A 19,558-nucleotide genomic window follows, 5' to 3' on the forward strand; every position below is an offset into this window, starting at 1 on the left:
ATCGAATGAGGAGAATTATACATGAATAAAGTAGTTGTTAAGAATGTGACGTTTGGTGAAGGTGCGCCAAAAATTTGTGTACCAATGGTCGGTAAAACAGTTGCCGCTCTTAAAGAAGAAGCAGAAATGCTAAAAACAATTGATTTGGACGTTGTAGAATGGCGCGTTGATTTTTATGAGGACGTAAAAGATTTAGCAAAAGTGGAAACTGCGCTAGACGAAATTCGCGTAGTTTTACCAGAAACACCCATTTTATTCACTTTCCGCAGTGCAAAAGAAGGCGGCGAACTAGCTGTTAGTGACGAATTTTATTTTGAATTAAATGAAACACTAGCAAGAACTGGCAAAATTGATTTAGTTGATGTGGAACTTTTCAATGAAGAAGCGGATGTTCTTCGCTTGATTGAAACAGCCCACAAACATGATGTAAAAGTAGTTATGTCTAACCATGATTTTGATAAAACTCCTGCGAAAGAAGAAATCGTTTCTCGTTTAACTCGCATGGAAGCTCTTGGCGCGGATTTGCCGAAAATCGCTGTTATGCCAAAATCTGCTACAGACGTTTTAACTTTACTCGATGCAACGAATACCGTATCTGAAAAGGCGGACCAACCAATCATTACTATGTCGATGGCAGGAACAGGCGTAATTAGTCGTCTTGCTGGCGAAGTATTTGGTTCCGCAATGACATTTGGAGCAGCGAAAAAAGCATCTGCCCCTGGTCAAATTGATGTCAATGAATTACGCCATGTGCTTGATTTATTGCATAAACAATTTTAATTTAGTCTCTTTTGAAAACCTTAAATTTAGATTTATTCTCTAAGTTTAAGGTTTTTTTGTTATAATGAAGAATCAAGAAATTTAAAGGAGACGGAACTGAATGAAGAAGTTACTTTTTTTAGGGGATAGTGTGACAGATGCAGGGCGCGATTTTGAAAATGACCATGAATTAGGGCATGGTTATGTGAAATTAATTGCAAATAAGCTTGGACAGGAAGACGTCACTATTTTAAATCGTGGTGTTAGTGCGAACCGGGTGGCGGATTTACATCGCCGTATCGAGGCAGATGCAATTTCTCTTGCGCCTGATGTAGTAACGATTATGATTGGTATAAATGATACATGGTTTAGCTTTAGTAGATGGGAAGATACTTCGCTGACCGCTTTTAAAGAAGTATATCGTGTGATTTTGAACCGGATTAAAGAAGAAACCAATGCAGAACTGATTTTAATGGAGCCTTTTGTGCTGCCTTATCCAGAAGATCGGAAAGAATGGCGCGGCGACCTTGATCCAAAAATTGGTGCTGTGCGGGAACTTGCGGCGGAATTTGGTGCAACACTTATTCCTCTGGATGGCCTGATGAATGCTTTGGCAATTAAACATGGGCCGACATATTTGGCAGAAGACGGTGTTCATCCTACAGAAGCAGGACATGAAGCCATTGCATCTATTTGGTTAGAGTTCACAAAATAAGTCTTTACAGAAAAAATTATCCATGCTATAGTTGGGTCTATGCGATGAGCCTACAAGCAGTGACTTAAGTATCACTGCCCCATTTTCCGCGTTATAGCTTTGTGGAAAGCTGCGGAAGATGACGCTATGAAATGCCCCTTAAAGTAATTTAAGGGGTATTTTTTTATAAAAAAAGGAGTGTTTGTTTTGCAGAATGAAAAAGCACCAGTGGGACTTTATTTTTTATTAATTGCAGTAATGGCCAGTTGGGGATTTAATGTAACGATGACGAAGGTATTAGTCAGTTATTTTCCAACTGTTACGATGACATCTTTTCGGATTTTCACTGCAGCAATTACCGTTATTATTATTTTATTTATCACGAAAAAATTACGCTTACCTACAAAACGGGAGCTAGGGTTAATTTTTCTTGCTAGTATTTTTAATATTGTTATTCATCATTTTTTCTTATCGAACGGGCTTCGGCTGACGACGGGTACAAATGCGGGACTTATACTTGGTTCTGCCCCAATTATTGTTGCGATTTTTTCTGTGATTTTTCTTCGTGAACGAATTGGTGCTTGGCGTGCGGTTGGTTTTTTAGCGGGGATTTTTGGTGTGAGTTTGGTCGTTCTTTCTAATGGAACCGGAATAAGTGGGATTTCACTTGGGGATATTGCTATTTTTATTGCGATGGCTTCTCAGGCATTTAGTTTTATTATTATTAAAAAGCTCGCAGGATCGATGGATACGGGGTTAATGACGGGATATATGCTATTCCTTGGCTCGGTTATGTTGTTTGCTTTAAGTCGCTTCATGGAGCCAAATGGCATGTCAGAATTAGTGGCGGTTCATTCATGGAAGTTATGGCTCTTGTTTGTTGTTTCAGCAGTCGTTGCTACGGCGTTTGGCAATTTTGTATATAACTTTGCGGTCGGGAAAATTGGACCTTCACGCTCAGCTATTTTTATGAATTTTAATCCATTATTTTCTCTTATTGGCGCACTGCTTTTCCTAGGGGAATCAATCAAAGTCCCGCAATTAATTGGATTTATTTTTATAATTATTGGCGTCTTGCTTGGATCAGGAGCTCTAATGGATCTTATTTATGAACGCAAAAAAATAAAGGTACGTGATCCTGAAAAGCTTCTCGAAAAAGAAGTTTGACTTTTATTGACCTTTATATTATAATTTGGTTAGTTACTTATTAAAAGTAACTTGATAATGATAGGAGGGATAGCATGAAATTGTTATTAAAAAATATTAATGAACTTGCTGCAAAACAAAAAAGTGAAGGATTAACTGCTTTTGAAAAAGAAAGACAAGCTGCCCTTCGTCAAGAATACTTGAAAAAAATAAGAGGGACAGTGCAAGATAATTTACATCATGTAACGATTATTGATCCACTCGGAGACGATGTAACTCCAAAAAAACTAAAAGAAATCCAAGCCGAATTAAGAGGCTGATATAAGTCATTGAAGGTTGAAAGAGCGAAATTAGCTTTTTCAGCCTTTTTTGTTTTGTGAAACATTTTAGCTAGTAGACAACACCTAGACAGTTCTATATAATAATAAGGAGAAGAAATTAGTTCGGCGGAAGGAGATAGCAATGGCAGGCAAAATGAAACTTTTTTCTGTGACGAGTGAGAGACCACTTGCGACAAAAATTGCAGATTATTTAGATATACCTTTATGTGAGGTGGAGCTTCAGAAGTTCAGTGACGGAGAAGTAAAAGTTAATATTGAGGAGAGTATCCGCGGGACGAATGCGTATGTAGTGCAATCCATGAACGCAAACGTCAATGAACGCTTAATGGAACTTTTAATTATGGTAGATGCTTTAAAACGTGCTTCCGTTCACTCAATCAATATAATTATGCCTTATTATGGCTATGCTCGTCAGGACAGAAAAGCACGCTCAAGAGAACCTATAACTGCCAAATTAATGGCAAATCTTATCCAACGTGCAGGTGCTGATCGTTTAATCACAGTTGATTTGCATGCAGCTCAGATTCAGGGCTTTTTCAATATTCCAATCGATCATCTTTCAGCAGTTCCGCTTATTGGTGATTATTTGATAGAAAAATATGGAAATGAGGATGTTGTAGTAGTTGCGCCTGACCATAGTGGTGTAGTTCGTGCGCGTAGAATTGCTGACAGACTAAATGCTCCTATAGCCATTTTAAACCGTAAACCACGACCACACGAAGATGAAATTATGAGTGTGATTGGCGATGTCAAAGGTAAAGTTGCGATAGTTGTCGATGATATTATCGATACCGGAGTTCGCGCTACGACCTCAGCTGATATTTTACTCGAAAAAGGTGCGCTAGAAGTTATAGCCTGCGCAACCCATTCAGTTATGGCTGGAAACGCTACTGAACGCTTGCAAAACTCAAGAATCAAAGAAGTCATCACATCCGACTCCATTGATTTACCAGAAGAAAAACAATTCGATAAATTAACTACTATCTCCATCGGTCGAATTCTAGGTCGCGCAATTGAAGGCGTACAAGAAAACCGTTCATTACATCCGTTATTTTAAGGACAAACTATAATTAATTCAAAACAGCAACTGAGTAAAGTTGCTGTTTTTTTGTGTAAAATAGCAAATTCTAACCAAAAATCTGGTGTTTTATGCTAAACTCAAAGAGAACACAAAGATAGGAAGTAATCCTCAAAAAACATAAAAAAATTTTACTTAAAGGGAGGAAGAAAACAACATGAAAAAAATGCTAGTCATGATGCTGTTTCTGGTAATAGTATCAGCAAGTTGTTCATTACAAAATCAAAAAGTATCAAAGAATACTAAAATTGCCAAAAATATTTCTACTCAAGCGGACTACGAAATTCCTAAAGACTTCGATGATCTAGTGGCAAATAGTAAGGATATTGTTAAAGTCAAATTTATAAAGAATAAAGATATTGGGGATAACGGGAGTACAACTAGTGAGGTAGAAATTTTAAAAGCTTATAAAGGCGATTTGAAGAAAGCGGACACAATAGATATTTCAGAGCCGTGGCATTTAACGAATAATAAGTACACTGCTGTCGAAAATTATATTGCAATGGAAGAGGACAAAACCTACACGTTATTCCTAAGCGATGCAGTGGATAAGGTAAGACCTCTTGTCAGTATGGGTTATGGAAAATTTAGTGAAACTCTTAAAGAAAAACAAGGTTTTATTCAAGAGTACAATCTTCTTGGAGAAATTCAAAAATATGATTTTCTTGGCGGAATCGATGGTGAATTAAAAACGTATCAACAAATTAAAAAGCAAGTTTTCGAGAAATATAAATGAGTAAATCAAAGCATCTGTGATTTTTAGCAGATGTTTTTTTGTAGTTGCGAAAACTATAGAACTACTGCATAATAGGAAAAAATGACGGGAGCTGATAAATTGATTATTGATGTGTTGCAACATGTGCCGCATGAAGGACCTGGACTTATAGCGAATTGGGCGAAAATAAATCAACATCAGTTAAAAATACATAATTTGTTTGAAGAAAATACTCAAGTTCCAGATGACTCGGATTTTTTAATTGTTCTTGGTGGACCGATGGGAATAAATGATATAGCAGAATTCCCGTGGTTACTAGAAGAACGAGCCTTAATAAAACGATTAAGCAAACAAGATAAACCTGTTTTTGGTGTGTGCCTTGGAGCCCAGCAAATCGCAGCCACATTTGGAAGTGAAATCACAGTAAATAAAGAAAAAGAAGTCGGGTGGTTTCCAGTCAAGCGAACATCCAGTGCATTACCTTTTTTAAAAGAATCGTTAAATGTTTTTCATTGGCATCAAGACACATTTTCTTTACCTGCGAATGCGATACGGTTATTTTCTAGTGAGGGTTGTTTAAATCAAGGCTTTCTATATGGCGAAAATATCATCGGATTACAATTCCATTTTGAAATGGAGAAGGCGGGAATTGACACGATTTTGCAAATTGATAAGGAGTTTATCACACAAGGTAAATATGTGCAGAAGGTAGAAATCATGCAAAAAATAGATGTACCTGAAAATAATAAACAAATGCTGGAAGCGATTCTGAATTATTTAATAAAATAAAAACCATCTGACTAAAAATCAGATGGTTTTTGTTAATATCCAGTTTCAACAGAAGCATTCACAATATACATTAAATCGTTCTTATCTTCTTTGTCCTCTAAGAAAATTCCGCTAGTTGTCATCATTCCGCCGGCCATTTTTTCAATTGTGACAGTACCGTATGGGATAATCGAACGAATGGCATTTTCATCTAGTTTATCGGCATCACATGGTAATGCTAGCTTAATGTTTACTACCATATTTTGTAAATCGCCATCTGGAAGAAGTGCCTCTATCCCAGGCATTGAATTAGTGAAAATCGCATTTCGAACAGCACGTTCAGCAGCTTTAGTTATATTTTGTCCGTGCACATCAACACCAAAACCAGTTTGAATAAATAAAAGTTGTTTCATTATTAATCACTCCTTAAAATCTTTTATTAAAGCTGCACCAGGTCGGTTTTTTGCGTAACCTGCCATCACTTCTGAAAAATAATTTCCATTGATATCAGCAGTTTCAGCAAAAATTTCTGCCATTTGTTTTCGTTGGGCGGCACCTAGTTCGTTTTCAAGTTCTTTGCCAGTAGTTGTTAAGAAAATACAGCGTTGTCGTTTATCACGTGTACCTTGTTCAATCGTGAGTAGTTGGCGCTCTTTTAATTCTGCAAGTGGCTGATGTAAAGCTTGTTTAGAAATCTCTAAAAATGTTAGAAGTTCATTTATTGTAAGACCTGGCATCCGGGCAGTAAAAAACAGAATGCGATGATGCAATCTCTTTAATGAATGTTTAGCAATAATTAAATCTGCTGTTTCTGTAAAAGCTTTATAACCAAAGTAAAATAAAGCGATTTGTTGGTTCATACTTTGCTCATTGTTCATAAAATAATACCCCTTTTTCAATCAATATCAACAGTATAGCATAAATAAGTAGAGGGAATAATAGTTGAAGAATGAGTTTTGCGCAATAAATGAATTCGAGTTTTATTTCCTTGGTGCTTTTAGTGTGCTTTTAAGTATCTCTGAACTAGTTTAATAACGATAAAATGTCTATATATGTCTAATTTGTTACGTTAATTGAAAATTCTGTTTTTAGAAAAATGATGAATAAATCGCTTTCTTTCCCTTTTTAAAGCCATTTGTCTTTAATTATATCAGAATAATCAGAAAAGTTAAAAGACTAAAAGTTGTTTTTTCTGTTCAAAACGTATTGAAGCATGTTTTTTACCAAGGTATACTTTGGAAAGAAATTAATTACGAAGGAGACTATATATGAAAAAAATTCTAAAAGTATTTCTCGCAACCCTGTGTATGTTCCTAATGATATATCCTTCCATCTCAGCTCAAGCAGAAGAAACATCTACTAATGTTAATATTCCTGATACCAATTTAAAGACCTATTTAAATGGATTACTTAAACAAGCGAGTGATGCACCTATTACAACAGACCAAATGGCTACTATTAAATCTATCACACTATCAGGTGCGAATTATAGCGATTTAACAGGTCTAGAAGCAGCATCAAACCTTGAAACACTTAGTATTAATAACACGAGCATCCAAACACTAGCACCAATTAAAAATGTGGAATCTTTATCTTACTTAACGGTTGGTGGAGACAATGTAACAGATAGTACGTTTGTTGATTTACATGCTTTAGTTAACTTGAAAAGTATAAGTATTAGCAGTAAAAATGTTAGTCATAAAGTTTTCAATAGTTTTAATAAATTACCTAACCTAACTTATCTATATGCTCAAAATTCAATGAAAATTACGGATATTTCAGCTCTTGCTTCATTGCCAGCTTTAAATACGCTTTTCTTACAATTTGATGGAATTGATGATTTTAGACCATTAAACGATTTTGAGAGTTTCAAAAATGGTAATTTAAAAGCACTTGCTGCATTCGGACAAAACACGGGTAGAGAGAATCCGAGAATCACATTGAAGTCTGGAAAATTGGATTTTGATGAAGCGAATCAAACCTTATTCTTGCCATTTTCGATGATGCCAAAGCCATTAACTAGTTTCGATGGGACAGTAGCACCTTTTTCTAAATCCAACTCTGCAAGTAATACGTATTTAGGATTTAATGATGTGGCATTACCAAGTTCGCGCCTTGCAATTACTGACGAAGGTATTACTGTAAGTGGCGTAACAAAAGAAGAATTTGATAACCTAACTGAAATCGAATATAATGCACGTTATGATTTCCCAACTGGAAGCTATCCAACTCCGCCAAATATGAATTCTTACGTTGTTTCGAGTGGAACATACGATCAGTATTTCGATATTAGTCACACGTTAGATTTAACAGCGGATGAAAACTATGATTACAATCAATATGACGCCATTTCTGAAGAACAATTTTTAAAAGACGTTCAAGCAAAAACGGACGATGGAACGGCTGTTCAAAGCGATTTTAACCAAGTAGTTAAATTAGACGTACCAGCCGAATACACCGTAACTTTAAATGCTGAAAATAGTGCTGGTCTAAAAGCGGATCCAATAAAAGTAAAAGTAGTTGTTCATGAAAAACCAGTTATCACAGCAGATCCGACAATTTCTTATAAACAAGCCACTACTACTAAATCAGTAGATGAATTTTTAACAGAAATTAAGTCATCTGTTACAGGAAATGGCGTGATTACCAGTGATTTTGATAAAGTGGTAGATTTAACGACACCTGGCGAATATACCGTGACTTTAAATGCAACAAATAATCGTGGTCAACAAGCCGATCCAGTAACTGTTATTGTAGTAGTAACAAGTGAGGAAAACCCGACTAAGCCAGATACTGATGATAAACCAAAACCGGATCCAGAAGATAAGCCGAAACCAACTCCAGAAGAAAAACCTAAAGCGGAGAATTCTGGAAAAGAAGAAGTATTCGGTGAGAACTCTGAAGCGGCACCGCAAGAAAATCAAACAGAAAAATCAAGTGCATTAACAACTAAAGAACAGCCGACTCAAAAAACAGTCAGTCAATTCGAAAAAAATCAAACGGAATCAAAGCAAACCAAAACAAACAAAGCACTTCCAAAAACAGGGGATAGCGGATTAGGAGCTATACCAGTTGTAGCTGTAGGAACATTGTTTGGTCTAACGGCACTGGTGCTTTTACGAAAACGTAATTCGTAAACTATGTGAATTTAATAGCAAAAATTAATGATAATGAGGCCTAAATTTCTCTTTATAGGGTAAAAGATACTATAAGAAAAGTTTATGGGAGGTTTGTGTTATGGAAAAATATCACCGTATCCTTGTTGCAATAGACGGCTCAGAACCGGCAAAATTAGCTTTTGAAAAAGGGCTAGAATTAGCAATTAAATTAGACGGAGTGCTCGGTATCGCAAGTATTGTAGATTTGCGTGCGTTCTCTCCAAATGTTTCTTATGATGGTAGTTTAGAAGAAAAAGCAGAACTAGAGCTAAAAGCAAGCGTTAATGAATATGCAGAAAAAGCAAGGTTGGCGGGTGTGAAGCAAGTAGAGACTTTTGTTGCGAAAGGAAATCCTAAAATATTACTCTCCACTGATATTCCAGCAGAGTTTCAAGCAGATTTAATCATTTGTGGAGCAACCGGGATGAACCGTGTGGAAAAATTAGTTTTAGGTAGCGTTTCTTCTTACATTTTGGCACATGCGATTTGTGACACATTAATAGCTAGATAATCAAAAAGTAGCTATCTTCTTTTTAGGAAGGTAGCTACTTTTTTTGTTGTTTAAAATAGAAAAGTTAGTTCATTTACTTTATTTTGAACCATTTTCGACATAGCTCATATCATTAACATCCTCAATCGAGAATTTACCATCTTTATAAGTGATTTTTGTGACACTAGCATTTTGGATACCTTTTGAAGGAAGTTTATATCCCGGTTCGATAGTATCAAGAAGTGCGCCTATACTAAGTCCGTGAGAAACGAGAAGAACATTAGAGTCGCCTTTTTTGCTTTCTTTTTTCGCTACGTCCGTCAAACCTTCTTTTAGACGAGCTTGAATAGTTGCATAATCTTCAGCAGGCCAATTTTCTCCTTCTTTGACACGTTTTTTATCAAGAGCGGCTACACTATTCGCAAAATCTTTAGGAGAAAGTCCTGCACTTTGCCATTCTTCCAATGTTTTCCCTTGGCTTTTCGCGATATCAGTCCACATATTTTCGTTTAAGTCACCTTCATATGAACCAAAGTTAAATTCACGGAAACGCTCATCTGTTTGGAGCTTTTTGTCAGCGGATTTATCACTTTCCTTTAAAATTAGGTTTGCTGTTTGGATTGCACGACCGCTATCACTGCTATAAGCTGCACCAAAATCTACATCTTTTAATCCTTTGCCAGCAGCTGTTACAACTTTTTCCCCATCAGGAGTAAGAACCGCATCAGACCAACCTTGTACACGATCAGTTGTGTTTAACATCGTTTTACCATGACGTACTACATAAAATGTCACTGTGCCATCTTTTTCTTTCTCTTTGCTGTCTGCTTTGCTCGTAGAAGTATCATTACCACAACCCGCAATCAAAAGTAATGCACAAAACACCATCATTAATTTCCAAATATTTTTCTTCATCTTTTTCTCCTTTTTTATGTTTTTTAGCAAAATAAAAACCCAGATAAATCGAAAAAACAGCCCCAAAAGCCAATTTTCGTTTTATCTAGGTTATGCCCAAATTAGGTAACATTCCTGAATAAGGATATTTGTTTATAAGATGATTTTAGCATGAATAGAAAGCGTTTACAAGTTTGGGTTTGGAGAAAAATTTGTAGAAATAAAAAAGACCTGAACCAAAATCCAAGCCTTTCCCAAAATCTTCTAAACCAACAAAACCGCAACCAACGCCAAAACCGCCGGCAAGCCCTGTTTAACCAAAATTCCCTTAGAAGAAGTCGCGCCGCCAAACAGCGCCGCCACAACCACACAACTTAAAAAGAAAATCTGCACAGTTTCAGCCATCTCTGCTCCAGCGAAAAACAATCCCCACACAAGTCCTGCTGCAAGAAAGCCGTTATAAAGCCCTTGATTCGCAAACAGCGTCTGGACTTTCTTATTCGCAAGTAGTTCCTTCTCTACACCGAACGTCCTCGATGCGAGTTTGGTATTGGCGAAAAACATTTCTAAAATCATAATATAAATATGTTCTATCATAACGATGAAAGTTAAAATAAATGCTAAAATGGTCATCTAAATCCCTCTTTTCTACTTCGAAGTATAGCATGAATTGTAAATTTTTCATGAAAATAAAGCTTGAAACGTTGACTTATTGGCGAAATCTCCGTAATATCAAACGTAGACTACTAAATTTTAGTCTGAAAAGGGGGAAATTATATGCAACAAGAAGCAACAGGTGGGCAGAAGATTCGTCCGATACCGATTATTGCCTCGTTTTTGATGGCAGGTTTTATTGGACTATTTAGTGAAACTGCTCTTAACATGGCGCTTAGTGATTTGATTCAGGTGTTTGATATTAGTTCAGCGACAGTACAGTGGCTTACGACAGGCTATTTGCTAACGCTTGGAATATTAGTACCGATTTCGGGATTACTTTTACAATGGTTTACGACACGAGGTTTATTTTTTACAGCAGTGAGTTTTTCGATTGCTGGTACGCTTATTGCGGCACTTTCGCCAACGTTTGCGATGTTAATGATTGGACGTGTAGTGCAAGCAGTAGGTACGGCGCTATTACTACCGTTAATGTTTAACACAATTTTACTGATTTTCCCAGAGCATAAACGTGGCTCAGCAATGGGAATGATTGGTCTGGTAATTATGTTTGCGCCAGCAGTTGGTCCAACGATTTCAGGACTTATTTTAGAAAACTTAACTTGGAACTGGATTTTCTGGATTTCCTTGCCATTCTTAATTATTGCACTATTATTCGGAATGAAATTTATGCAAAATGTTTCGGTTGTTACGAAGCCGAAAATTGATATTTTATCGATTATTCTTTCGACGCTAGGTTTTGGTGGAGTTGTATTTGCCTTTAGTAGTGCGGGAGAAAGTGGCTGGGGAAGCGCGACAGTGTTAGTTTCTATCATTGGTGGTGGCATTGCACTTGGACTCTTTGTTTGGCGCCAACTAACGATGGAAAAACCTTTAATGGACTTGAAAGTATTTAAATACCCAATGTTCACGTTAGGACTTATTTTAGTATTTATCAGTTTTATGATGATTCTGTCGACGATGATTTTACTACCGCTATACTTGCAAAATAGTTTAGCACTCGCGGCATTTTCTGCGGGATTAGTGCTACTCCCAGGCGGGGTGCTGAATGGTTTAATGTCACCATTTACTGGGCGTTTGTTTGATGCATACGGTCCACGCGCACTTGTTATTCCAGGATTTATCGTAGCAGTTGTGGCGCTATTTTTCTTAACAAGAATAGAAGTTGGCACATCTGCACTAACAATTATCGTGCTACATTCCGTGTTAATGATTGGGATTTCGATGGTCATGATGCCAGCACAAACGAACGGGTTAAACCAATTACCACGAAATTTATATCCTGATGGCACGGCGATTATGAACACATTGCAACAAGTTTCCGGTGCGATTGGAACAGCTGTTGCGATTACGATCATGTCTGCTGGACAAAAAGCTTATATGGAAACGGCACAAGGAATGGGACCAGAGCAAATGGTTGCTTCACTGACAGCAGGAATCCAAAATGCCTTCGTCTTTGGACTAATTATGGCTTGTATCGGACTTCTGTGTTCGCTCTTTATTCGTAAAGCTAAATAATAAAGCGAAGAGAACTTCTCGTAATGAGAGGTTCTTTTTTGTTTTGACAAATAGGTTCTGAGTGGTTAAAATGATATTAAATATAGTTTATAAAGTTTGTTTAATAACTTTGCGATTGGAGCGATTGATGATGGCACTTCCTCGTGATTTAAAAGAACTAAATAAGAAAAATATTAAGTCAATTTTACGGCAACAAGGTGCGATGACGAAAGCGGAAATCGCTGATGTGACTGGGCTTAGTGTGGTGACTGTCAATAAGTTGATTCGGGATTTAACAGAAAGTGAAGAGATTTTAGAACAAGATAATTCGGTGGCGACAGGCGGAAGAAGAGCGATTTCATATCAAATTAATCCTAATTATCAATTAGTATTGGTTGTTAGTTTGCAGGAGAAATGGAAGAAAATTACGTATTCTTTTTCGGTTTTTAATTTGCTTGGTGAGCCAGAATTTGTAGAAGATATGTCTGGTGAGGACTTAGATATTACTGCGCTTAAACGGAATATTAAAGATCTTGTGTGCGCTTTTCCTAAGATTTCTTGTATTGTTATGGGAGTTCCGGGTATTGAGATTGGCGGTAGACTGCGCGCGATGGACTTTCCATTACTTTTAAATGTTCATTTGCGGGAAACAGTGGAAGCGGAAGTTAATTTACCGGTGTTGGTCGAAACGGATACGAATGCAGCGATTTTAGGATATAAAAATCGACCGGTTGAAGAGGAGAATATTGTGGGGCTTTATTATCCGGAGCGTTTTCCACCGGGTGCGGGACTTCTGATGAATGGCGAGATTTTGAAAGGACGAAACGGTCTGGCTGGGGAGATTAAGCATATGCCGCTGCAGGTGGACTGGGATAACTTTGATTTTTCGGTGGATGAAATTAAAGCGCATATTCGAAAAATGGTGCTTCTCACGATGAGTTTTTATGATCCGGAAACGATTGTGTTATATACGAATTTTTACTTCGGACAAAAGGATTATACGGAGGAACTGACGGCGGAATTGAAGCAAGTTTATCCGTATGCGACTTTGCCGAAAATTGTGTTATCACGCAAGTTTACGACAGATTATCGGATTGGTCTTCTGGCGTTTGGGATTGATTATTTGGAGAATAATTTGACGGATTGGCGGATATAACTTTGGAAAGAAAATGCTCTAGATTTTTAGAGCATTTTCTTTATTATTCAACAAAAAATTTTAAGTCTATGAAGAAAAGAGTAATAAAATATAGTTAAGTAGCTGAATTAATATAATTTTAAAACAATAACTTTAATACATGATATAATAACAAGTGTAAATGCAATACTTACACTGAAAAACAGCATAAGCTAAATTTTTTATGGGAACTATGAAGTATGATATAGAGAAAATTACAGTAATAGTTCATAACAAAATTGCGAAAGGACGTATTTATGTGGCAGAAGCAAAATTTGAAGCAGCTTTAATTAAAAAGCTTGAAACTGAAGGATGGACTTATCGGGAAGATTTATCCAATGTTAGTATTAATAAACTTGAAGAGCATTGGCGTGATATCTTAAATGAAACTAACGCTCATAAACTCAATGGAGTACTATTGTCAGAAATTGAGTTTGGATTAATTCTTCAAGAACTACAACGTATTAGAACACCATATGATGCTCAATTATTATTAGTGGGTGCAGGTGGAGTGGGATCCATTCCTATTACTCGTGATGATGGTTCAAGCTTGGAAGTTGAAATTTTTTATGAAGATGATGTAGCAGGCGGGCGCTCTCGATATGAAATTGTCAATCAAGTTAGATTTGATAACCTACCTGAAGGATTAACAACAAAACGTATAATTGATGTAGCTTTACTTATTAATGGAATTCCGGTAGTACATATTGAAGAAAAAGATGAGCATTTGCAAAATCAGTGGCGAGCTTTTGAACAACTCAAAGGTTATCATGGTGACGGACTGTATAAAGGATTGTTTGCTTTTGTACAAGTTCAAGTTATCATGAGTCAACATTCGGCACATTATTTTGCTCGTCCAAATGCATTTGAACAATATAATAAAACTTTTGTGTTTGGCTGGCGGGACGAAAATAATAAAGATATTACGGATGCATTTGAATTTATTCATCAAGTAATGAGTATCCCTGCTCTCCACCGCTTAGTTACAGTTAATATGATCCCGGATGCGTCAAATGATAACATAATGGTAATGCGCAGCTACCAAATTCAAGCAACAAGGGAAATTTTACAACGCATGAAAGAAATGGAAGCAAGCGGACTTGTGCAAAAAGAGGGCGGGTATATATGGCATACAACTGGATCAGGCAAGACAGTTACTTCCTTTAAGGTTGCACAACTTTTAGCATCTGCACCTAGAATTAAAAATGTACTATTTATTGTGGATCGTATTGACTTAATAGACCAAACACTTGAAAATTTTAAAAGTTTCGCATATGCTCACTTTAAAAATCGCATTAAGAAGGTTAATGGAAGAGAGTTAAAGAGAGAATTAAAGAGAAAAGGCTCCTCGCAAATTTTATTGATTTCAGTTCAAGGGTTGACAAAAGCTGTTAAAAAAGGTTTAGAAAATGACGACTGGAATGTCATTATTATGGATGAGGCGCACCGAAGCGCGAGTGGAGAATCTGTAAAGTTAATCAAAAAGGCACTCAAGAAGACAACTTGGTTTGGGTTCACGGGCACTCCGAACTTTTACAGTGATGAAATAAATGATGTCAAAACAACTCGAGAAATTTCAACGCATGATATATTTGGCAAACGACTACATACATATACCATTAAAGATGCTATTGGTGATGGAAATGTCTTAGGCTTTGATGTAACTTATTTCAAACCGCATTGGGTGGTTGAACATCCACAAGAAGACTTTTCTGAAAAAGACTATGAAAAAGAAGTATATCAAAGTGATATCTACCGTCAAGAAGTCGTAAAAGATATCCTCGATAACTGGACGAAAACATCTGGAGGGGCATTAATTGCAGGTAAGCGTGAAGAGAATGCTTTCCAAGCGATGTTTGCAGTGTCAGGTAAACAAGCGGCTGTAAACTATTATAATATTTTCAAATCGAAAGGTTCTCATTTAAATGTAGCAATGACATTTTCACGTGATGAATCTAATGAACATGGCACAAAGGAACAAAATGAGGCGCTTAAAATTGCGATTAAAGACTATACTGAAAAATTCAATGTTCCAAGCATTTTAGACGCAAAGGATCCAGCTCGAGCTTACATGTTGGATTTAACTAAGCGATTAGCACGTAAAAGACCATATAATCAAGGTAAAGAAGATGATAGATTAGATTTAGTAATTGTTTCAGATCAGCTTTTAACGGGCTTTGATTCAAAGTTCATCAACGTAATCTACATGGACAAAATGCTCAGAGAAGGAATGCTAATACAGGCGATTTCTAGAACAAATCGAACTTTTGACCTTAACAGCAAACCACATGGGAAAGTACGTTTTTATCGCCAAGGTGATGAAATGCGCGAATTTGTTGAAAATGCGCTACGTATTTATACGAGAGGTGGCAATGATACTCTTCAAGAAGCAGAAGAAGAGACAAAAAATCAGCTACCTAAAGATTTAGAAAATGACGATATTCTTGCAAAGCCCCAGAGCCATCAAATCAACGAACTAGAAGAAGCTGTCTTAAGATTGAAAGAGCTTGCTGGCGACGATTTTAGTCAAGTTCCACGAGGTCAAAATGATCTAAAAGAATTTGTTAATCTTGCTTTAACTACTCAAACCAAGATCCAGCAATTAGTACAACAGGGTTACGAGTTAGGGAGCGAGATTGAGGAACTAAATGAACAAGGTGAAGCGACTGGAAAAATGGTTCGTTTGAACATTTCAAGTATTGATGAATTTGGTGCTTTACAAGCTCGTTTATATGATGCAAAGGAAAAATTACCTCCTGAAGAACGTCCTGACCTTACTGAAATAAAAATTGGAATTGAATTTTATCATCACGAGATAATTGACTATGATATGTTAGTTGAGTTTCTGAATACCTTTATGGACGAAAAAAATAAAAGTAATAAAGATGCTATCGAAAAACACATTGTACCAATGGATGAAGAAAGCCAACATGAAATCCATGGGATCGTGGATGATATTGAAGCAGGTAATATTACAGAACATTTTACAACCGATTCTCTTCAGGAAACACGTAAGAAATACCGCACGGAACATCGAGAGCTTAAAGTTCGCCGTTGGGCAGCTAACCAAAAAGTCAATGGTAATCGTATTGTGGAAGCTTTCGACTTATTCTTACCAGGGCATACGCTCATTGATAATCCAAAGCTAGCGGATATTGTACGTGAGATTGAAGAAGAGGAAAATATCGGATTTTTTGAAGCCTCTGATTTTGAAGAAGAGCTAATGGCATTCTTCAATTCACTATAAGCAAATATGAGTTTTATTTATAATAAGAGAAAGAAGGAAAAAACATAATGGCATTATCAACTGAACAAAAAGCAAAAATGTGGGCAATGCTCAATCAAACACGCGGCCAAATTGGTTTAACTGCATATAAAGACTATATCTTCGGAATTTTGTTTTATAAATATTTATCTGAAAAAGCAACACATTGGCTAAATGGCGTATTACGTGGGGAAAAATGGGAGAGTGTTTATTCTCAAGATTCCGTAAAGGCCTTAAATTATATGAAAAAGAATCTTGGATATGCGATTCAACCAAATGAATTCTTTGTAGACTGGAAAAAAGCAATTGATACAGACCGTTTCAATATTGGAATGATGACAGATACATTTACGCATTTTAATCAACAAGTTGCATTTGAAGCGAAAAATGATTTTGAAGGAATTTTTGATGGCATGCGCTTTGATAGTGCGGATTTAGGTGCTAATGCGCAAGCTAGGGCTAGTGTCATGATTTCTATGATTGAATTACTATCCTCTCCTGAATTTGATTTATCTGGTAGTAATGATACTGTTTCAGATATTTATGAGTATCTAGTTGCACAATTTGCTACTGTCCTAGCATCTGATATGGGACAATACTATACACCAAAAGAAATATCTAATGTAATGGCTCGAATTTTAACTTTTGGCCGAGAAGATATGGAAAAATTTTCTATTTTTGATCCTACTGTTGGTTCTGGTTCACTATTACTTACAACCGCAAGTTATATGAAGAACTCAGGTAGACGCGGGGTAATTAAGTATTATGGTCAAGAAAAAGATGCAACACCTTACCGCTTATCAAGAATGAATTTGATGATGCATGGTATTGAATATAATGATATTAATATTAATCATGCGGATACACTTGAAAGTGACTGGCCAGATGGGGTAGTGGATGGAAAAGATACTCCTCGAATGTTTGATGTGGTAATGGCGAATCCTCCTTATTCAGCACATTGGAATAATAAAGATCGTGAAGATGATCCAAGATGGCGGGAATATGGTGTTTCGCCTAAGACAAAAGCTGATTATGCCTTTTTATTACACTGTTTGTATCACTTAGAAGATAATGGACGCATGGCGATAATTTTACCACATGGTGTATTATTCCGCGGAGCTTCTGAGGGGCGTATCCGAAAAGCTTTAATTGATAAGCACCAGATTGAGGCGATAATTGGTTTTCCTGAAAAATTATTCTTAAATGCCGCTATCCCAGTTTGTGTTGTTATTTTAAGAAAAAATCGTATTGAGTCGGATGTTCTATTTATTGATGCGAGTAAAGAATTTGAGAAAACGAAAAAGCAAAACAGTTTACGTTCTGAAGATGTAGACAAAATTGTTGATACAGTAATTAATCGTAAAGAGATAAATAAATATTCTCATGTAGCAACTTTGGATGAAATAAAAGAAAATGATTATAATTTAAATATTCCTCGATATGTGGATACTTTTGAAGAAGAAGAAACTATTGATTTGGTTGCACTTGGTAATGAAATGGTTGCATTAAATGCTGATATAAAAAAAGCTGAAACTGATTTTCTTGGTTTATTAGATGAGTTAGCTGTTACTACGGATACAAAGGATATAATTGAAGCTACTAAGGCGGTATTTCGATGAAAAATTTAGAAAAAAGAGTGCCAATAATCCGGTTTAAAGGCTTTTCTGAAGCTTGGGAACAGCGTAAGGTTTTAGATTATGCAATACACACTTATGGTGGAGGAACTCCTAAAACTAATGTGCCTGAATATTGGAGCGGAGAAATCCCTTGGATACAAAGTAGTGATTTGTCAATAAGTAATTTATTTAATATAATCCCTAAAAAACATATTACAGAATTAGCCATAAAAAGTTCAGCGACTAAATTTATTCCAGCTAATTCAATTGCAATTGTTTCACGAGTAGGCGTAGGAAAACTAGTATTTATGCCCTTTGAATACACAACTAGTCAGGATTTCTTGTCTCTTTCTAACTTACAAGTAGATTCTAATTTTGGAGTTTATTCTATATATATGATGCTTCAAAGAGAATTAAACAATATTCAAGGAACTTCAATTAAAGGAATCACTAAATCAGACTTGTTAGAGAAAAAAATTAACAAACCATCAAGTAGAGAAGAACAACAAAAAATAGGCTCTTTCTTCAAACAACTCGATAATACTATCGCTCTTCATCAACGTAAGTTAGAGGCTTTAAAGCTGATGAAGAAAGGGTTATTACAGCAAATGTTTCCCAAAAGCGAAGCGGATATCCCCAAGATACGGTTTGCTGATTTTGATGGTAAATGGGAACAGCGTAAGTTGGGAGATGTTTTTAATGAAAGATCAGAACGAAGTGCGGACGGAGAGCTAATTTCTGTAACTATTAATTCAGGAGTAATTAAAGCTTCTAAATTAGAGAAAAAAGACAACTCTAGTTTTGATAAATCTAATTATAAAGTTGTAAAAAAAGGTGATATAGCATATAACTCTATGCGTATGTGGCAAGGGGCGAGCGGGTATTCATCTTATAACGGAATACTCAGCCCAGCTTATACTGTAATTTATCCAATAAAAAATATTAATGCAATGTTTATAGCTTATATATTTAAAAAAAATGATATGATTCAAACTTTTCAGCGTAACTCACAAGGATTAACTTCAGATACATGGAATTTAAAATTCCCATCTTTATCTAAAATTAAGATTAAAATACCAACGAATGAAGAGCAAATAAAAATTACTAACTTATTACGAAAATTAGAATACACTTCTACATTTCATCAAAACAAAATAGAACGACTAAAAAAGTTAAAAAAAGCTTATTTGCAAACTATGTTCATTTAATTAAAACATTTACACTTAAACTAACTCCTAAGATAATAATAAAAGGTGATCAACTCATCTATTTATTATCTTAGGAGGTT

18 protein-coding genes are annotated in these 19,558 nt (G+C 36.0%); 14 read left to right on the forward strand and 4 right to left on the reverse strand.

All coding sequences use genetic code 11. From position 1 onward, the window contains the following. Window positions 1–21: 21 nt before the first annotated feature. From aroD to LWE_RS02410, 7 genes are all read left to right on the forward strand, one after another. Complete coding sequence (gene aroD / locus LWE_RS02380) at window positions 22–780, forward strand: type I 3-dehydroquinate dehydratase (protein ID WP_011701309.1); 759 nt, start codon at window positions 22–24, stop codon at window positions 778–780. Between the two features lie 100 nt (window positions 781–880). Next, on the forward strand, window positions 881–1,474 hold the full coding sequence (locus tag LWE_RS02385) for an SGNH/GDSL hydrolase family protein (protein WP_011701310.1): 594 nt from the start codon (window positions 881–883) through the stop codon (window positions 1,472–1,474). Window positions 1,475–1,660: 186 nt separating this feature from the next. Continuing rightward, window positions 1,661–2,620: a DMT family transporter gene (locus tag LWE_RS02390; RefSeq protein WP_011701311.1), complete on the forward strand. Its 960-nt coding sequence runs from the start codon at window positions 1,661–1,663 to the stop codon at window positions 2,618–2,620. A gap of 74 nt (window positions 2,621–2,694) precedes the next feature. After that, the gene (locus LWE_RS02395) at window positions 2,695–2,919 is read left to right on the forward strand and encodes a DUF896 domain-containing protein (protein ID WP_003721282.1); all 225 of its coding nucleotides are present in this window, start codon (window positions 2,695–2,697) and stop codon (window positions 2,917–2,919) included. A gap of 142 nt (window positions 2,920–3,061) precedes the next feature. Then, complete coding sequence (locus LWE_RS02400; protein WP_011701312.1) at window positions 3,062–3,997, forward strand: ribose-phosphate diphosphokinase; 936 nt, start codon at window positions 3,062–3,064, stop codon at window positions 3,995–3,997. Between the two features lie 178 nt (window positions 3,998–4,175). Then, the gene (locus tag LWE_RS02405) at window positions 4,176–4,754 is read left to right on the forward strand and encodes a hypothetical protein (RefSeq protein WP_011701313.1); all 579 of its coding nucleotides are present in this window, start codon (window positions 4,176–4,178) and stop codon (window positions 4,752–4,754) included. A 99-nt stretch (window positions 4,755–4,853) separates the two neighbouring features. Next, window positions 4,854–5,522, forward strand: coding sequence for a type 1 glutamine amidotransferase (locus tag LWE_RS02410; RefSeq protein WP_011701314.1), 669 nt, complete (start codon window positions 4,854–4,856; stop codon window positions 5,520–5,522). A gap of 32 nt (window positions 5,523–5,554) precedes the next feature. On the opposite strand, the gene LWE_RS02415 is transcribed toward LWE_RS02410, so the two are convergent. After that, window positions 5,555–5,914, reverse strand: coding sequence for a Lin0512 family protein (locus LWE_RS02415; RefSeq protein WP_011701315.1), 360 nt, complete (start codon window positions 5,912–5,914; stop codon window positions 5,555–5,557). 6 nt (window positions 5,915–5,920) lie between these two features. Continuing rightward, a complete protein-coding gene (locus LWE_RS02420) occupies window positions 5,921–6,379 on the reverse strand; it encodes a MarR family transcriptional regulator (RefSeq protein WP_011701316.1) in 459 nt (152 codons plus the stop codon). 390 nt (window positions 6,380–6,769) lie between these two features. Between LWE_RS02420 and LWE_RS02425 the strand changes: the two genes are divergently transcribed. Then, a complete protein-coding gene (locus LWE_RS02425; protein ID WP_011701317.1) occupies window positions 6,770–8,638 on the forward strand; it encodes a LapB repeat-containing protein in 1,869 nt (622 codons plus the stop codon). A gap of 100 nt (window positions 8,639–8,738) precedes the next feature. After that, complete coding sequence (locus tag LWE_RS02430) at window positions 8,739–9,170, forward strand: universal stress protein (protein WP_011701318.1); 432 nt, start codon at window positions 8,739–8,741, stop codon at window positions 9,168–9,170. A 78-nt stretch (window positions 9,171–9,248) separates the two neighbouring features. Here the strand turns inward: LWE_RS02430 and LWE_RS02435 are convergent, their stop codons facing one another. Together LWE_RS02435 and LWE_RS02440 are read right to left on the reverse strand one after the other, a co-directional pair. Beyond that, window positions 9,249–10,064: a histidine phosphatase family protein gene (locus tag LWE_RS02435; RefSeq protein ID WP_011701319.1), complete on the reverse strand. Its 816-nt coding sequence runs from the start codon at window positions 10,062–10,064 to the stop codon at window positions 9,249–9,251. Window positions 10,065–10,307: 243 nt separating this feature from the next. Beyond that, a complete protein-coding gene (locus tag LWE_RS02440; RefSeq protein WP_011701320.1) occupies window positions 10,308–10,676 on the reverse strand; it encodes a DUF1304 domain-containing protein in 369 nt (122 codons plus the stop codon). A 144-nt stretch (window positions 10,677–10,820) separates the two neighbouring features. On the opposite strand from LWE_RS02440, the gene LWE_RS02445 reads away from it, so the two are divergent. From LWE_RS02445 to LWE_RS02465, 5 genes are all read left to right on the forward strand, one after another. Then, complete coding sequence (locus LWE_RS02445; RefSeq protein ID WP_011701321.1) at window positions 10,821–12,236, forward strand: DHA2 family efflux MFS transporter permease subunit; 1,416 nt, start codon at window positions 10,821–10,823, stop codon at window positions 12,234–12,236. Between the two features lie 130 nt (window positions 12,237–12,366). Then, the gene (locus LWE_RS02450; RefSeq protein WP_077904703.1) at window positions 12,367–13,371 is read left to right on the forward strand and encodes an ROK family transcriptional regulator; all 1,005 of its coding nucleotides are present in this window, start codon (window positions 12,367–12,369) and stop codon (window positions 13,369–13,371) included. Window positions 13,372–13,648: 277 nt separating this feature from the next. Continuing rightward, window positions 13,649–16,636: a type I restriction endonuclease subunit R gene (locus LWE_RS02455; protein WP_011701323.1), complete on the forward strand. Its 2,988-nt coding sequence runs from the start codon at window positions 13,649–13,651 to the stop codon at window positions 16,634–16,636. A 47-nt stretch (window positions 16,637–16,683) separates the two neighbouring features. Continuing rightward, window positions 16,684–18,273: a type I restriction-modification system subunit M gene (locus tag LWE_RS02460; RefSeq protein ID WP_011701324.1), complete on the forward strand. Its 1,590-nt coding sequence runs from the start codon at window positions 16,684–16,686 to the stop codon at window positions 18,271–18,273. Further along, window positions 18,270–19,478 (forward strand): restriction endonuclease subunit S, encoded by a 1,209-nt coding sequence (locus tag LWE_RS02465; RefSeq protein ID WP_011701325.1) that lies wholly within the window; start codon window positions 18,270–18,272, stop codon window positions 19,476–19,478. The genes LWE_RS02460 and LWE_RS02465 overlap by 4 nt, the downstream gene beginning before the upstream one ends. The last annotated feature ends 80 nt before the right edge of the window (window positions 19,479–19,558 follow it).

It is taken from the genome of Listeria welshimeri serovar 6b str. SLCC5334 (assembly GCF_000060285.1).
Taxonomy (GTDB): Bacteria; Bacillota; Bacilli; order Lactobacillales; family Listeriaceae; genus Listeria; species Listeria welshimeri.

Bases quoted from the DNA above. Each gene is read 5' to 3' on its own strand.
- aroD (WP_011701309.1), top strand. From the start codon at position 22: ATGAATAAAGTAGTTGTTAAGAATGTGACGTTTGGTGAAGGTGCGCCA.
- LWE_RS02425 (WP_011701317.1), top strand. From the start codon at position 6,770: ATGAAAAAAATTCTAAAAGTATTTCTCGCAACCCTGTGTATGTTCCTA.
- LWE_RS02440 (WP_011701320.1), bottom strand. From the start codon at position 10,676: ATGACCATTTTAGCATTTATTTTAACTTTCATCGTTATGATAGAACAT.
- LWE_RS02405 (WP_011701313.1), top strand. From the start codon at position 4,176: ATGAAAAAAATGCTAGTCATGATGCTGTTTCTGGTAATAGTATCAGCA.
- LWE_RS02420 (WP_011701316.1), bottom strand. From the start codon at position 6,379: ATGAACAATGAGCAAAGTATGAACCAACAAATCGCTTTATTTTACTTT.
- LWE_RS02415 (WP_011701315.1), bottom strand. From the start codon at position 5,914: ATGAAACAACTTTTATTTATTCAAACTGGTTTTGGTGTTGATGTGCAC.
- LWE_RS02400 (WP_011701312.1), top strand. From the start codon at position 3,062: ATGGCAGGCAAAATGAAACTTTTTTCTGTGACGAGTGAGAGACCACTT.
- LWE_RS02385 (WP_011701310.1), top strand. From the start codon at position 881: ATGAAGAAGTTACTTTTTTTAGGGGATAGTGTGACAGATGCAGGGCGC.
- LWE_RS02430 (WP_011701318.1), top strand. From the start codon at position 8,739: ATGGAAAAATATCACCGTATCCTTGTTGCAATAGACGGCTCAGAACCG.
- LWE_RS02465 (WP_011701325.1), top strand. From the start codon at position 18,270: ATGAAAAATTTAGAAAAAAGAGTGCCAATAATCCGGTTTAAAGGCTTT.
- LWE_RS02450 (WP_077904703.1), top strand. From the start codon at position 12,367: ATGGCACTTCCTCGTGATTTAAAAGAACTAAATAAGAAAAATATTAAG.
- LWE_RS02395 (WP_003721282.1), top strand. From the start codon at position 2,695: ATGAAATTGTTATTAAAAAATATTAATGAACTTGCTGCAAAACAAAAA.
- LWE_RS02445 (WP_011701321.1), top strand. From the start codon at position 10,821: ATGCAACAAGAAGCAACAGGTGGGCAGAAGATTCGTCCGATACCGATT.
- LWE_RS02460 (WP_011701324.1), top strand. From the start codon at position 16,684: ATGGCATTATCAACTGAACAAAAAGCAAAAATGTGGGCAATGCTCAAT.
- LWE_RS02435 (WP_011701319.1), bottom strand. From the start codon at position 10,064: ATGAAGAAAAATATTTGGAAATTAATGATGGTGTTTTGTGCATTACTT.